The sequence below is a fragment of the Flavicella sediminum genome (assembly GCF_006381105.1).
GTDB lineage: Bacteria > Bacteroidota > Bacteroidia > Flavobacteriales > Flavobacteriaceae > Flavicella > Flavicella sediminum.
In genome coordinates this window covers 16,247-32,381 of sequence record NZ_VDET01000029.1, presented here as the reverse complement: position 1 = coordinate 32,381, position 16,135 = coordinate 16,247, and the positions used below count along the sequence as shown (strand labels likewise).

Annotated in this window: 10 protein-coding genes; all 10 read left to right on the top strand. The window is 33.7% G+C overall.

The window, feature by feature from the left end; all coding sequences use genetic code 11:
* Positions 1–23: 23 nt before the first annotated feature.
* On the top strand, positions 24–3,056 hold the full coding sequence (locus FGM02_RS16345; protein WP_166461210.1) for a SusC/RagA family TonB-linked outer membrane protein: 3,033 nt from the start codon (positions 24–26) through the stop codon (positions 3,054–3,056).
* 12 nt (positions 3,057–3,068) lie between these two features.
* Complete coding sequence (locus tag FGM02_RS16340; protein ID WP_139959570.1) at positions 3,069–4,640, top strand: RagB/SusD family nutrient uptake outer membrane protein; 1,572 nt, start codon at positions 3,069–3,071, stop codon at positions 4,638–4,640.
* 13 nt (positions 4,641–4,653) lie between these two features.
* Positions 4,654–6,279 carry a glycoside hydrolase gene (locus tag FGM02_RS16335; protein WP_139959569.1) on the top strand — a complete coding sequence of 542 codons (1,626 nt, stop codon included), beginning with the start codon at positions 4,654–4,656 and terminating at the stop codon, positions 6,277–6,279.
* Positions 6,280–6,381: 102 nt separating this feature from the next.
* Complete coding sequence (locus FGM02_RS16330) at positions 6,382–7,806, top strand: hypothetical protein (RefSeq protein ID WP_139959568.1); 1,425 nt, start codon at positions 6,382–6,384, stop codon at positions 7,804–7,806.
* Positions 7,807–7,938: 132 nt separating this feature from the next.
* Positions 7,939–9,279: a glycoside hydrolase gene (locus tag FGM02_RS16325; RefSeq protein WP_166461209.1), complete on the top strand. Its 1,341-nt coding sequence runs from the start codon at positions 7,939–7,941 to the stop codon at positions 9,277–9,279.
* Positions 9,261–9,470: a hypothetical protein gene (locus FGM02_RS16320; protein ID WP_139959566.1), complete on the top strand. Its 210-nt coding sequence runs from the start codon at positions 9,261–9,263 to the stop codon at positions 9,468–9,470. The genes FGM02_RS16325 and FGM02_RS16320 overlap by 19 nt, the downstream gene beginning before the upstream one ends.
* 11 nt (positions 9,471–9,481) lie before the next feature.
* Positions 9,482–11,089 (top strand): sulfatase, encoded by a 1,608-nt coding sequence (locus tag FGM02_RS16315; RefSeq protein ID WP_139959565.1) that lies wholly within the window; start codon positions 9,482–9,484, stop codon positions 11,087–11,089.
* A gap of 39 nt (positions 11,090–11,128) precedes the next feature.
* Positions 11,129–12,529 carry a sugar porter family MFS transporter gene (locus tag FGM02_RS16310; RefSeq protein WP_139959564.1) on the top strand — a complete coding sequence of 467 codons (1,401 nt, stop codon included), beginning with the start codon at positions 11,129–11,131 and terminating at the stop codon, positions 12,527–12,529.
* Positions 12,529–13,278 carry an SGNH/GDSL hydrolase family protein gene (locus FGM02_RS16305; protein WP_208021541.1) on the top strand — a complete coding sequence of 250 codons (750 nt, stop codon included), beginning with the start codon at positions 12,529–12,531 and terminating at the stop codon, positions 13,276–13,278. Before FGM02_RS16310 ends, FGM02_RS16305 begins: the two co-directional genes overlap by 1 nt.
* 29 nt (positions 13,279–13,307) lie before the next feature.
* Positions 13,308–16,130 carry a sugar-binding domain-containing protein gene (locus FGM02_RS16300; protein WP_139959563.1) on the top strand — a complete coding sequence of 941 codons (2,823 nt, stop codon included), beginning with the start codon at positions 13,308–13,310 and terminating at the stop codon, positions 16,128–16,130.
* The last annotated feature ends 5 nt before the right edge of the window (positions 16,131–16,135 follow it).

The window sequence follows — 16,135 nt, the reverse complement described above, 5'->3', positions numbered from 1 at the left end:
ATAACAATTAAATGAATTATTACATGAAACATTCAATATTAATTATAATGGGGTTTTTATTTGTTGGTTTTTCAGCAATGGCCCAAAACTCAGTTGCAGGAACTGTTTTAGATTCGAATGGGCAGCCAATACCTGGAGTGAATATTTTGGAAAAAAACACAAATAACGGAACGATATCAGATTTTGATGGTAATTATACTATAAATGTAAAGAATAACGCAACTTTAATTTACAGTTATATTGGTTATAAAGTTCAGGAAATTGTTGTAGGAACGAAACAAAAGATTTCTGTTACATTGTTGGATGATAATCAACAATTGGATGAAGTAGTAGTTATCGGTTATGGATCAGCTAGAAAGAAAGAGGTGACAAGTTCTATTTCAACAGTAAACGGGGAAGCTTTACAAAGAATTACAGCGGGTAGTCCTGCTGAAGCTCTTCAGGGCCAAGCTTCAGGTGTGCAGGTGATTTCGAATGGAGGAGCTCCTGGTTCTGCTCCTTCTATTTTAATTCGTGGAATAACTTCATTTAATAATGATAAATCTCCATTAATTGTTGTGGATGGAGTCATGTTACCATCGGGAACAAATTTAAATTTTATCAATCCACAAGATATTAAAGATTTTCAAATACTAAAAGATGCTTCTGCTGCTGCAATTTACGGTTCTAGAGCATCCAATGGAGTTATATTGGTTACTACTAAAAGAGGGAAGTATGGTAAGGCTGTTGTAACGGTAGATGTATCAACAGGGCTGAGGAATATAGAAAAAATTAATCTAGCGGGAGCTAAGGAGTATGCTCAAGTTGTTAATCAGAGAAGATTGAATGATGGAGGTGTAGCGGTTTATTCAGATGAGGAAATTGCTGGTTTTGGCTCTGGAACAAATTGGTTGGATGAAACTTTACTTGATTTTGCTCCTGTGCAGAATTATAATATAAGTATATCAGGAGGTGGTGAAAGTTTAAAGTATTTAGCTAGTGTTGGGTATTTTGATGAACAATCACATTATGCAAAAGGCTATAGGAAAAAATTAACTTCAAGGTTTAATATTGATTATAAAGTAAATGAAAAATTAACGTTTCAACAAGATCTAAGTACTCGGTTTGAAAGATGGGAAGATACTCCAAATTTATTTTACAATACACTTCGAATTGAACCATTAACGGATGTTTACCTTCCAATTGGTAGTCGTGATGGTAGAAATGAGTTTAGTATTTTTGATAGATCCAGCATCGGGGTTCCAAATCCTGTAGCTAATGTCGCTAGAAGTTTTGGTGAAATAACATTTTTTGGTTTATCTACGAATACAAGAGTGCGTTATAAGCCTGTTCAAGGTTTAGATATTCAAACGCAATTTGGTTTTAATTTTAAAAATAATAAAAGAGATAATTTTAATCCTGAATTTTTTATTCATCCAAATGAACAGCGATTAGTTAACAATGTAAGTAGAAATATTTCAAATAATTTTGATTGGGTTTGGAATAATACTGTTACATATAAAAGAAAAATAGAGGAGCATGATTTTACAGTAACAGCTGGTTTAATTTTAGATGAACAACGTTATAATTATGTGTCAGCTTTTCGAGAGGATGTTCCTGGTCAAGAAAATGAAGCACTTAGATATATAGACGCCGCTACAGGTGAAAATATGACCGTTGGAGCTAATGAAACTGTTAGAACAATGTTTTCTTATTTAGGAAGATTAATGTATAACTATAAAGATAAATATTTTTTAACAGCAGCAGTTAGAAGAGATGCTTCTTCTGTATTTCCAACAAAAAATAAATGGGGAACTTTTCCAAGTGTATCGGTTGGTTGGGCTATATCAGATGAATCTTTCTTTAAAGTCCCTGTTGTTAATTCTCTTCGTTTAAAGGCGGGATACGGACAGTTAGGAAATCAAAACATAAATCCTGCATCTCAGTTTTTCGGAATCGGAGACTCTAATTATGCCTTTGGAGGAGAAAGATATGTTACGAATGTTTTAAATAGATTTGGAAATGAAGATTTGAAATGGGAAACGGTAGAAGATGTGAATTTAGGTATTGAGGGGGCATTGTTGGATCGTAGAATTAACTTCTCTATCGAGAGATATAAACGAAGCTCAGTAGATTTATTATTTCAAGTGGAGCCGCCAAACTATACAGGTATACCAGGAACTATTGCTCAAAATGTAGGAAGTATGGAGTCTAAAGGTTGGGATGTTTCTGCAGGATATTCGGGTGTAAAGGATAAATTTACTTATAGTATAAACGCGAATTTCTCTACAAATGAAAGTAAATTATCTGAGATTGCGCCTGGTATTGAAGAATTATTTGGACAGCAAAGATCGGATTTAGGGAATCGATATTTGAAGATTTCTAGACCGGGTGAAATTGCTGGTTTGTTTTATGGATATAAAACAGATGGGATTTTTCAAAATCAAACGGAAATTAATGCGCATTCAGGCGAGACAGGTAACTTGTTACAGGCTAATGCAGTTCCGGGCGACTTAAAGTTTGTGGATTATAATAATGACGGAGAACTAAATGATAAAGATTTAACAACAATAGGGAATCCTTTTCCAAGCTTTACTGCAGGGTTGAATTTTAATTTTACTTATAGTAATTGGGATTTAAATATGCAATGGTATGGTGTTTTTGGGAACGATGTTATAAATTATACGAACCTTTTTGCACATTCAGGAATTAATGATGTTAATGTTCATGCAGGTACATTGGATAAAGTTTGGAGTCCTACTAATACAGGTGCAAGCTTTCCTCGTTTGAGTGTATTGGATAGAAATAATAACTACCAAACTCCTTCGGACTTGTTGGTAGAAGATGGTAGTTTTGTAAGATTGAAAAATATTCAAATAGGTTACAATATTCCTATGAAAGGGGTTAAAAAACTAAGACTTTCTCTATCGGGTCAGAATTTATTAACATTAACTAAGTATTCTGGGTTTGACCCTGAAGTAAGTGCAGGTGGTAATATTATTAATGGATATGGAGTTGATTACGCAAGTTATCCATTGACAAGAACATTTTTACTAGCATTAAATTTTTCACTTTAATAAACAATTATCATGAAAAGAATAATAATTTTCACATTTTTTACTGTTGTATTAATGGGATGTACTGATAAATTTTTGGATCAGCCCCTTAGAGGTCAACAAGAACTAGACGATTTCTTTGCTTCTGCGGAAGCTAGCGAGCGATTTGTTAATGGTATTTACCAAAAAATTAACGGAGAAGGTTGGAATCAAATAAATTTCTTAAGAACCATAAATGAAATGGCTTCTGATGACGAATGGTCTGGTAATACAGAACAACCAAGAGCTGATATTACCGGTATTGCTCACTATAATGTTTTTCCAGGATCAGCTTACATAAACTCTTTTTGGGAGCATAATTATATTGGTATTACTAGAGCTAATTTAGCGATGGCTTATATTCCTAATGTTGATATGGATGAAGATTTAAAGAACCGTTTGTTGGGAGAAGCAAAATGCTTAAGAGCTTGGTTTTATTTTGAGTTAGTTAAGACATATGGGGGGGTTCCAATTGTGACTACATGGGCGGAGCTTTTTGAACCAGAAGTGTATAAGTATACAAGAGCAACTACGTCAGATGTTTATAGTTTAATTGAGCAAGATTTATTAGATGCGATAGAGGTTTTACCTTTGAAAAGTGAATATGCTACATCGGATATGGGTAGGGTGACAATAGGTGCTGCTCAGTCTCTTTTAGCTAAGGCTTATTTATATCAAGAAAAGTATGCTGAAGCAGAAGTCATGGCGAACAATGTTATTTTATCACAAGAGTATCAATTAGAGGCTGATTTCGAAAATGTTTGGAAGCCAAATCACTTACATGGAGTTGAATCGATTTTTGAAGTTGGTTATATAAACGATCAATTATATGCCAATATTGGAGGGGTTTATTCTAGTACACAAGGAAGTCGTGCCGATTTGGGATGGAGTTGGGGTACGCCAACAAGTGATTTAGAGAATGCATTTTTGTCGGAAGGAGACGCAATCAGATTGAGGTCAACGATTATGAAGCATGGTGAGCCTGTTTATGGAGACCCAGATGTGACCTCGTATGATGCTGCTCCAACTAGAAATAAGTCAGGAAGAATTAATCGAAAATTTTATATACCTAAGGGGGATCGTCCAGAGGTATATCAAGTAGGGCAACATCCATTAAGCCATATTCATATTAGATATGCAGATTTGTTGTTGATGCACGCTGAAGCTGCTTATTTTAATGATAATGAGGCTGCTGCATTAATAAGCTTGAAAAAAGTTAGAGATCGGGTGAGTTTAACAACAGATATGTCGCTTACGGGTGATGATTTAAGAGATGCGATATGGAAAGAGCGTAGATTGGAGCTTGCTTTGGAATTACACCGTTTACATGATTTAAGAAGACAGAAAATAAATGGTGTTCCTCGTATCGCATTAATTATGGGGCCTAATGGAACTTTTGTAGATTACAATGTTAATCATAATACAGACCCTTTTGAGACAACTAATTTAGGAGAAGCTATGGATAAAGGAATTTTGTTTGATATAGATACTCATTTGTTATGGCCAATTCCACCGGAAGAAATTCAACTTTCTCAAGGCTTAGTTGAGCAGAATCCAAATTATTAATAAAGCTAAAAAAATGAGATATGAAGTTTTAATAAAATTTCTTCTAATAATAATTTTAAGTATAACATTTGGGTGTGAAAAAGATGATTTTTCACACCCTGATGATTCTAAATACGAGTCGACGATCGGGGAGATTACTTTGAATATAGACAATACATTTCAAGTGATAGATCATTTTGGAGCATCGGGAGGTTTTCAGGATCAATGGGTTGGAAAATGGTCAGGAACTTCGAAAAATGAAATTGCTAAGTTGTTTTTTAGTACGGAAACGGATGTGCTAGGAAATCCTGAAGGTATTGGGCTTTCTTTATGGAGAACAATCATAGGAGATGGTGCGGCAGATCAGAGAAATAGTGGCTTTTCTGTCTCCAATTGGTTTAGAGAGACAGAATGTTATTTGGACTCAAATGGAAACTACAATTGGAACAAGCAACAGGGAGAGCAATGGTTTTTATCAAAAGCAAAAGAGTATGGGGTTTCAAGGTTTACGGCTTGGGCTGGAACTCCTCCTTATTTTATGACCAAAAATGGTTTTGTCTTTAGTACGACCGAGGTTTCTAGCTTTAATTGTAATCCAGATAAATATCATGATTATGCAAGTTTTTTAGCCAATGTTGTGAAAAGGTATGAAAATCAAGGGTATAATTTTGTTACAGTTTGTCCTTTTAATGAAACGCAATACGAATGGAATGCTGTAGTTGGTGCTGCACAACAATCTGGAACCAAAGCATTGAATTCAGAAGTTGCTGTTGTTACTCGAATTATAGATAATGTGTTTACTCAGAAAGGTGTAAAAGCTAAAATAATGATTCCAGAAGCAGGACAACTAAAGTATCTGTATGAAGGGGTAAGTGCTACAACAAATCAGGTTAATGATTTTTTTAATACAGAAAGTGATAATTATATTGGAGATTTAGATAATCTTTCAAAACACATAGCAGGACATAGCTATTTTAGTAATGGGACAAATTACGAGTCTATTCGACAACGAAAGTCCTTAAAAGCATTGCTAGCAAGTCATGACTTAGATTATTGGCAAACAGAATATAGTATTTTAGGAACGGCTTATCAGCAAGGTAAAGATATAGCTACTTTTGAAGAGATGGATTATGCCTTGTGGCTGAGTCGTATTATTCATACTGACTTGGTGTTTGGAAATGCTGCTGGCTGGAGTTTTTGGACAGCTTTAAATCAATCGCAGTATGGAGATCATCCTTTTAGATTTAATCTTGTTTTGTATACTCCTAGTTCAAATAATTCTGCACATACAGGGGGAACCTATAAGGAAAATAAATTGCTATGGGCACTAGGGAATTTTAGCCGATTTGTGAGACCTGGTATGGTTCGATTTGAGGTTGTAGATCCTGAATATAATGAGGAAGAGGCTGTTGAAAATTTCATGATATCTGGATATAAGAATACCTCAAATAATGAGGTTGTTTTGGTATGTGTCAATAATACGGATAATAATAGAAAGATATCCTTTGAGAATTACGGGGAAGATTTTGAAGTGGTCGAGGGGACTTTTGATATTTACACAACTTCAAATTCAAGTGATTTAAAAAAATCTACTATGAATTTTGATGCTGTTACAATTAAAGCGAAATCGATAGTTACTTTGAAAGCGATGTTAAAGTAAGTCGGTATATGTAGACATTAGATATGTTTTTATAGTCTAAATATTAAAAGCTAGTTTTAAATAATTCATAGCAGAAATACATAATTTAAATTTTAAAAAAAAATGAACACAACAATTACAAAATTATTTGTTCTTTTATTAGTTTGTGGTTTTACCATAAGTTGTAATAAGGATAGTTTCACTGATCCAAATGATCCAATTTATGGTGGAGGGGATACTGTTGTTCCAGAAGAAGACTTCAAAGGACTTGTATTAAATGTAGACGCAACTGATAAAGTTGAAATTCACCCTGAAATATTTGGCGTGAATAATGATTGGCGACAAATCCCAGATGGTACTTTTAATAATTTCGCGAATACTTTAAGTGGTATAAATAGTACGGTGGTTCGTTATCCTGGAGGTTGGGAATCTGAGTTTTATGCATGGACAAGTAATACAACACCTGGATGGGATAAGACTCCAGCGGCTCCAGGAGCTTCTGTTTCTACTCTAAAAAATAATATTAATAATTATAGTATTGTTTTGCCTACTGTTGCTGCAATGAATACATCCCTTGGGTCTTCTCAGTGGAATAGTGCCATTGCTAAACTAAAAGTTACAGCAGAAAAAGCAATTATAGAATCAAATATTCAAAATGGGATTGTAGAAATAGGAAACGAGTGGTGGTTACAATTTGCTGGGGGTGGATCACGTTCTCAAAAACTAGATAAGTATGTTAATGTAGCAATGAACTTAGCTGAATTTATCGATCAAAAGTTTCCTAATCATAAATTTAAACTTTTAATTAATGGTGATTATACGCATCCCGAAGAGTTTACTACAATGAAGAATAAGTTTACAAAAGCATATTCAATTATAGATGGTGTTGCTTTGCATACATACACTGGTTACAATACAAGCACGCATAATATTGCAGAATTAGAGACTAGAATAAAAGCATGTGCAAATAATTTTAACCCAGATAAAAAGTTTATTTATTTATCGGAATGGATGCCGTCAAGAGACTATAATGATAGGGCATTGTATATGGAAGCGGCTAATATTATTCCTGATATAATTCAAATTTATGCTCGTTCAAGTGCTGATGCAGCAGCATTTTGGCCACCAATTAATACTTCGGTACCTGGTTTGGGACTTACAAATTGGAACTATACAGTAGTTTATCCGGTTGGTCAAATATTAGGAGAGCTTTCGGATTCTTATAAAGGATATGCGCTTAAAACGACATCAAATAAATTCCATGTAGCAGCAGCCTTAAATGATTCTAAAAGGATGGTGATATTTGTAACGGGAGGAAAAGAGTCGTCTGCTAAAGTGGGGATTAAAGTTAAGGGATTTGTAATTAATTCTATTGAAAGTGTAGAGCGATTTGTACCAGCTGATTATACAGAAACAAACAAAGCAGCTCCCTATAAGTCAGAATTTTCATCTGCAAGATTGTTGAAAGATGATCAGGTTGTTTTAGAGGTAAATAGGGAAGGAGATTATCAGATATATAAAATTGTGTTAAAGGGAATAGAAATGTAAAATAGTATTATTGTCCATGTTTATGGTTTTTAAGTCTATTTTTTATAGATGAATAGTACTTAATTTTGTTGTTAATCTTAAAGATGTAGTTTTAAGAAGATGTTAAAACTGAAGCTGTTAAATTCCAATATTATGTATGTTAAGTCAATACTAGGGTTTTTATTTCTAATAATTTTAAATTCAAATGCGCAAGAATTTAAAGTGAAATTAGATAAGTCTAAGTTGTACCAAACGATTGAGGGTTTTGGAGCTTCAGATGCTTGGCGTTGTGAATTTGTAGGGAAAAATTGGCCTGAGAAAAAAAAAGAGAAAATAGCAGAGTTATTATTTAGTAAAGCTCTAGATACTAATGGAAATCCAAAAGGGATTGGTCTGTCTTTATGGCGCTTTTATATCGGTGCTGGTACTGCAGAACAAAAAGAGGAGTCAGGTATTAAAAATGAATGGAGGCGTGTTGAGGCTTTTGTAAATAAGGAGGGAATTTATAATTGGACCAAGCAAGTCGGGCAGCAATGGTTTCTTAATAAAGCAAGTAAATATGGAGTTAATCGTTTTTTAGCATTTTCAATTTCAGCTCCAGTACAATGGACTAAGAATGGAAAAGGATTTAATGGCGATAATAAAGATGGTGAGATAAATTTAAAACGTGAGTATTTTGAGGATTATTCGCAATTTATGATTGAGTTTTTAAACCATTTTAAAGATGAAGGTATTTTATTTGATTATGTAAGCCCTATAAATGAGCCGCAATGGGATTGGGAAAGGGCTTCACAAGAAGGAACTCCTGCAACGAATGATAATATTTTGAAAATTATAGATATTCTTGATAGGAAAATTCAAGAAAATAATTTATCGACAAAAGTTGTTGTTGCTGAAGCAGCTGACCTGAGGTGGTTGTATTCAGATTTTGGAAAGCCAGAACGAGGTAATCAGATTGATTATTTTTTTGATAAAAAAGATTCTTTTAAAAATTTGAAATCAACTATTTCGGGACATAGTTATTTTACAACATGGCCACTAGATAGTTTGATATCGATTAGAAAAAAACTGAATAAAAAATTAAAGAAACATGATCTAGAATATTGGCAAAGTGAATTTTGCATCCTAGATAGGTCCGATGATATAGGTGGTGGTTATAAAAGAGATTTAGGAATAAACACTGCCTTATATGTAGCAAGAGTAATTCATGCGGATTTAACTCTAGCAAATGCGAGTTCATGGCAGTGGTGGACAGCAATTACTAGAGCTGATTATAAAGATGGGCTTATTTATATTGATACGGGAAATGAAAGTGACCTATATAATCAAGAGTCCTTAAAGTATGATGGTGTAGCTCGCGAATCGAAGCTTCTATGGGCTTTAGGTAATTATTCAAGGTTTGTAAAGCCTGGAATGAGGCGTATAGAGATATCGTTGAATGAGGGGGGAGTATTCTTGAACAATACAAGAATGTTATGCTTTCTGCCTATTTAAACGATGAAACATCAGAAATCGTTATTGTAGGAATAAATTATAGTGAAGAGTCTAAAGATTTATGCTTTACGGATTTTACCGTTGAGAATATATACGTGACTTCTAAGAATGGTAATTTAAAAGCGAGTAAGGTCCGTAACAAAAGGGTTAGGTTAGAATCAAGGTCGGTTAGTACTTTAATTGGACATTAAAAAAATAAAAAATGAATACAAAATTAAGTAGATTGTTTAAGTTAGTTAGTTGTCTTTGTTTTGCAACTATTTTATTAAATAGTTGTAAAAACAAAGATAATTTTAAACAAAAAGGATTTAAAAAACCAAATGTTCTAGTTATTCTAGCAGATGATTTAGGTGCTCATGACTTGAGTTATTCAGGCAGTAAATATTACGAAACACCTAATATTGACGGAATAGCTAAAGATGGAGTACAGTTTACACAAGGTTATGCTGCTTGTCAAGTGTGTAGCCCTTCCAGAGCAAGTTTGCTAACAGGGCAATATACTGCACGTCATGGAGTTACTGATTGGATTGGAGCAGCAACAGGAAAGCAATGGGGAGATTATTATAATACTAAAGTAATGCCGCCAGAATATGCACATGCCATATCAGATGATAATATTACAATTGCAGAAGCTTTTAAACAAAATGGATATAAAACTTTCTTTGCAGGTAAATGGCATTTAGGAGATGAACCGTATACACCAGAAAGAAACGGTTTTGATATCAATCACGGTGGTTGGGAAGTTGGAGGGCCTAAAGGAGGATATTACGCACCATGGAGAAATCCAAAATTAGATTATAAATATGATGGCGAAAATCTTACTAAAAGATTAGCGTTAGAAACAGCAGACTTTATATCGGAAAATAAAGACCAACCATTTTTCGCATTCCTGTCTTTTTATGCAGTACATGGTCCTATTCAGACAACTCAAGCTAAATGGAATAAATATAGAAATAAAGCTGAAGCACAAGGTATTCCTGAATCAGGTTTTGAAATGGAAAGAATTCTGCCAATACGTACGGTTCAAGACAATCCTATTTATGCCGGACTTGTAGAATCTATGGATGATGCTGTAGGTGTTGTATTAAATAGATTAAAAGAACTTGGCTTAGATGATAATACGATAGTTGTGTTTACATCAGACAATGGAGGCGTTGCAAGTGGTGATGCTTTTTCAACAACAAACTTCCCGTTAAGAGGAGGGAAAGGATACCAATGGGAAGGTGGTATTAGAGAGCCATATCTTATTAAAGCTCCAATGTTAAAAAACACACCTAATTCTGTTGATTATCCTGTCTCAGGGATTGATCTATATCCAACGCTTTTAGAATTGGTTGGTGCTGAAAAAGATGCCAATCAAATTATTGATGGAGTTAGTTTAGTGCCTCTTTTAAAAGGTGAATCTCTTAGCACAAGAGCTTTGTTTTGGCATTATCCTCACTATGGGAATCAAGGAGGTGAACCTGTAAGTATTATAAGAAAAGAAGCATATAAGCTTATTCATTATTGGGAAGATGGTCATGATGAATTATATAATTTAACTACAGATCCTAGTGAAAAACAGGATGTTTCAAATGAAAATCTTGAAGTAGCAAGTAATTTAAGAGTTGAACTAGATGCTTATTTAGTAAGTGTTGATGCTCGTTTACCAACAGCGTATGCTAATTATGATGAAGCCAAAGCAAATGCTAAGTACGAAACTAGAAAAACAAAAATGCTGTCAAGTTTAGAAAAACAACGAAAGAACTTTTTAAAGAAAGACTTTCAACCAAACGAAGACTGGTATAATAGTAGTTTAACTAAAGACTAATAGTCTAATAAATAATTAAAAATAAACCAAAGAAACATTATGGGAAAAACAAAATTCAATTTTACATATTTACTTTTTTTAGCCTTAGTATCGGCAATGGGAGGGTTTCTGTTTGGTTACGACTGGGTTGTTATTGGTGGTGCTAAACCTTTTTATGAACTCTTTTTCGATATTGGCACTATGCCAACACTACAAGGTTGGGCTATGAGTAGTGCATTAATAGGTTGTATTTTTGGTGCCGTTATTTCAGGTTTTGTTGCCGATCGTTTCGGGAGAAAATTACCATTAATATTTTCTGCTGCTTTGTTTACGCTATCTGCTTTCGGTACTGGGTATGTTAATGAATTTACCCCTTTTATAATTTACCGATTAATTGGTGGTTTAGGAATAGGGCTAGCTTCTACACTCTCGCCAATGTATATTGCAGAAATTGCGCCAGCAAAATATAGAGGACAGTTTGTGGCTATTAATCAATTAACATTAGTTATTGGTATTTTGGTGGCGCAAGTAGCTAATTTTTTTATAGCTGATTCTATTCCAGAGAATAGTACAGATCAAATGATTTTAGGATCCTGGAATGGACAAACAGGTTGGAGATGGATGTTTTGGGCTGAACTTATTCCGGCAATTTTATTTTTTGGTATGATGTTTTTAGTGCCTAAAAGTCCACGATTTTTAATAAAAATGAATAATACTACTGCTGCCAAAAATGTTTTAGCAAAAATAGGTGGGAACCTTTATGCGGAACAAGAGGCAAGAAGTATAGGTGTAACACTTCAAGAGAGTGGGACAGCAAAAATTAAATTTTCAGATTTTAAAAATCCAAAAGTTAAACCAATTTTAATTATAGGAATTGTTTTAGCAATATTTCAACAGTGGTGTGGAATTAACATCATCTTTAATTATGCTGAAGAAATATTTACTGCAGCGGGTTATAGTGTAGGTGATATGCTTTTCAATATCGTAATTACAGGGAGCGTTAACCTAATATTCACATTAGTGGCTATGCGTACTGTAGATAGTTGGGGTCGTAGAAAATTAATGCTTTTGGGTTCAATAGGTTTAGGTATTGTTTATGCTATTTTAGGAGGTGCCTATTATATGGAGTTTACAGGATGGCCTGTGTTAGTCTTAGTTATAACAGCAATTGCAATTTATTCAATGTCTTTGGCGCCAATTACTTGGGTGGTTTTGTCTGAGATTTTTCCTAATAAAATCAGAGGTGTAGCTATGTCTATTGCTACATTTTCATTATGGATAGCTTCCTTTATCTTAACATTTACATTTCCGATTTTAAATGATGCTTTTGGAGCTTCAGGAACTTTTTGGGTGTATAGTTTTATTTGTGTCGCAGGGTTTTTATTTATTAAAAAGAGGTTGCCTGAAACAAAAGGAAAAAGTTTAGAAGAAATTGAAATGGAATTAACAAAGGATAAATAATGATGATTAAAAAACAAATAGTCTTAGGATTCATTTTTTTAATGAATTTGAATTTTGCATTCGCTCAAACAAAGGGTATGTCATTCTCAAATAATGAAATTTCGACGTATTATCTAGATTCAGTTAAAAAAGAATTAAAAGTAAAATGGCCTAAAAACCGTACGATTAATTTTGTTTTTCATGGGCATTCTGTTCCTACGGGTTATAGCACAAGAGGTGTTGTGGATCGTTTAAATTCTTACCCCTTTCGGACACTGAAAAAAGTCAATGATTTTTATCCATATTCAGTGGTTAATGTTGTAACAACATCAATAGGTGGTGAACAATCTGAGCAAGGTGCAAAGAGGTTTAAAGACGAAGTTTTAGTTTATAAACCTGAGGTTTTATTTATTGATTATGGTCTTAATGATAGAGGTATTGGATTGGAACGAGCCAAACAAGCATGGGAAAAAATGATTAAAGAAGCCTTAGCTTATGGGACTAAAGTTATTTTATTGACTCCTAGTCCTGATTTAAATGAGGACATTGCTTCACAAACTACCAAGTTGGCAAAGCATAGTGAGCAAATAAGGGACTTGGCTAAAAAACACAAGGTTGGTTTGATAGATAGCTATGCCTTGTTTAAAAAGCTAGCGGAAACAGAACCACTTATCGGTTATATGGCACAAAATAATCATATCAATCAAAAAGGACATCAGTTTGTTGCGGATGCAATTTTTGAATATTTCAAAACAACAAATAGGCACTAAAATACAGCTACTTGAAACCTTATCATTACATGAAATTTGTACTACTTTTTTTCTTTATACTAGCCTTTAATGGCTGTAATAAAGAAGAGAAATCTTATATAAACCTGTCTGGAAATTGGCAGTTTAGAATTGATTCTTTGGATAAGGGAATGGATGAGAAATGGTATGATACGACTCTTACTGATATTGTTTATTTGCCCGGTTCTATGGCCGAAAATCGAAAAGGTAATGAGGTTACAGCTGCTACGAAGTGGACTGGTAATATGTGGAACGATAGTTTATGGTATAAGGCTGATGATATGAAAAAATATCGTCAAAATGGGAATATAAAAGTGCCTTTTTGGTTAACACCTGTAAAAGAATACAAAGGAGCAGCTTGGTATCAAAAGAAGGTAAATATTCCTAAATCATGGAACGAAAAACATATCAATTTAAACTTAGAACGCGTGCATTGGGAATCTACGGTTTGGGTGGATAAACAAAAAATTGGAACGAAAAATAGTTTAGCTACTGCTCATAATTATAACCTAAATGATTTGTTAACAGCAGGTGAGCATATTATCACTATTCGTGTTGATAATCGTGTTAAGGATATTGATGTTGGGGTTGATGCACACAGTATTTCTGATAATACACAAAGTAATTGGAATGGTATAGTAGGAACTATTGTCTTAACGGCACAATCAAAAGTGTCTATGGGCAATGTGAAATTGTATCCTAATATCCATTCTAAAAAAGTAAAAGTTGTTGTTCAAATTGAAAATTATACTGAACAAAATCAAAAAGGACAATTGATTTTTGAAGCAAAGGAAAAGTCTATTAATGGATTGAAACTTCAATCATTAAAAAAAGAATTTGAAATAAAAGAGAATAATGAAGTTGTAGTAGAATACAGCATGGGTGATAACCCGAAGCTTTGGGATGAGTTTAGTCCAAATGTTTATGAAATGCAGCTTACGTTAAAGACGAATGTTGGAATTGATACTAAAAATGTCGATTTTGGAATGCGAGATTTTAAAGCTCAAGGAACTCGTTTTACGATTAATGAAAGACCCTTGTTTTTAAGAGGAACTTTAGAATGTGCAATATTTCCATTAACAGGATATCCGCCTACTAATGTTGATGCTTGGAAACGTATATTAAAAATTATTCAAGATCATGGGTTGAATCATATGCGTTTTCATTCTTGGTGTCCTCCAGAAGCGGCTTTTATAGCTGCAGATGAATTGGGGGTTTATTTACAAGTTGAAGCCTCTGCGTGGACTACTATTGGAGATGGAGCCCCTATTGATCAATGGCTATATAAAGAAGCAGAAGCGATTATAAATACTTATGGCAATCATCCTTCGTTTGTATTGATGGCTTATGGAAATGAACCAGGAGGCAAGAATCATTCTGAATATTTGAAAAAATTTGTGAGCCATTTAAAATCCTTTGACAATAGACGTCTATATACAGGAGGAGCTGGTTGGCCTTATTTTGAGGAGTTAGATTATTATAATAATAGAAATCCACGTATTCAAGGATGGAATGAAAACCTTAAAAGTATAATTAATTCAGAACCTCCACAAACAGAATTCGATTGGAGTCGATTTATAGATAAAACACCAATGCCTTATGTAAGTCATGAGATGGGACAATGGTGTGCGTATCCAAATTTTAAGGAAATGTCAAAATATAGAGGGGTTCTAAAGCCTAAGAATTTTGAGATTTTTAAAGAATCATTGAAAGAAAATAACCTTTTAGAGTTGGCTGATAGTTTATTGCTGGCTTCAGGGAAACTTCAAACCTTATGCTACAAATCTGATATTGAAGCGGCTTTAAGAACCAAAGGAATGGCAGGTTTTCAATTGTTAGACTTACATGATTTTCCTGGTCAAGGTACTGCTCTTGTAGGGGTCTTAGATGCCTTTTGGGATGAAAAGGGGTATGTTTCTCCTAAAGAATTCAGTCAGTTTAATAATGAAACGGTCCCCTTAGCTCGTTTAAAAAAGCGAGTATTTAGAAATACCGAAAATTTTGTAGCAAAAATTGAAGTTGCGAATTTTGGAGCAAATGAATTAAAAAATATTACTCCATTGTGGAGGTTAAGCAATTCTAAAGGTCAAATTTTTAAGGAAGGAAGGCTTAATAAGCTAGATATTTCAATAGGAAATACGATTCGGTTAGGAGAAATAACGACTTCACTTACTGAAATTATCAAAGCTCAAAAATTAACATTAACAGTCCAAATTTTAGATTTTATAAATACTTGGGATATATGGGTTTATCCGGCTAAATATGACGAAATAGAAAATGAAAATAGAATCAAAGTGGTTAATAAGCTTGAGTCAAGTACTATAAGTTTTCTTGAAAATGGAGGTAAGGTTCTCTTAAATATTGCAAAAGGTAATGTTGCCGTAGCTAAAGGAGGAGATATTGGTGTTGGATTTTCAAGTATATTTTGGAATACCTCATGGACAAAAGGACAAAAACCACATACATTAGGAATTTTATGTAATCCAGCACATCCTGCACTGGCTAATTTTCCCACAGAATACCATTCAAACTGGCAATGGTGGGATGCTATGAGTAATTCAAATGCAATAGTTTTAGATGATTTTCCAAATACCTTAACTCCAATTGTTAGGCTTATAGATGATTGGTTTAAGAATAGAAAAACAGCATTGATTTTTGAAGCGAAAGTTGGTAATGGAAGTATTCTAATCTCAGGAATAGATTTACATACGGATTTAGAAAATAGGTTAGAGGCGAAACAACTTCTCTATAGCTTAAAAGCTTATATGGTTAGTACTAGGTTTAAACCTAAGACATTACTAAAAATAAATCAAGTAGAATCTATAATAAAATAATAAAT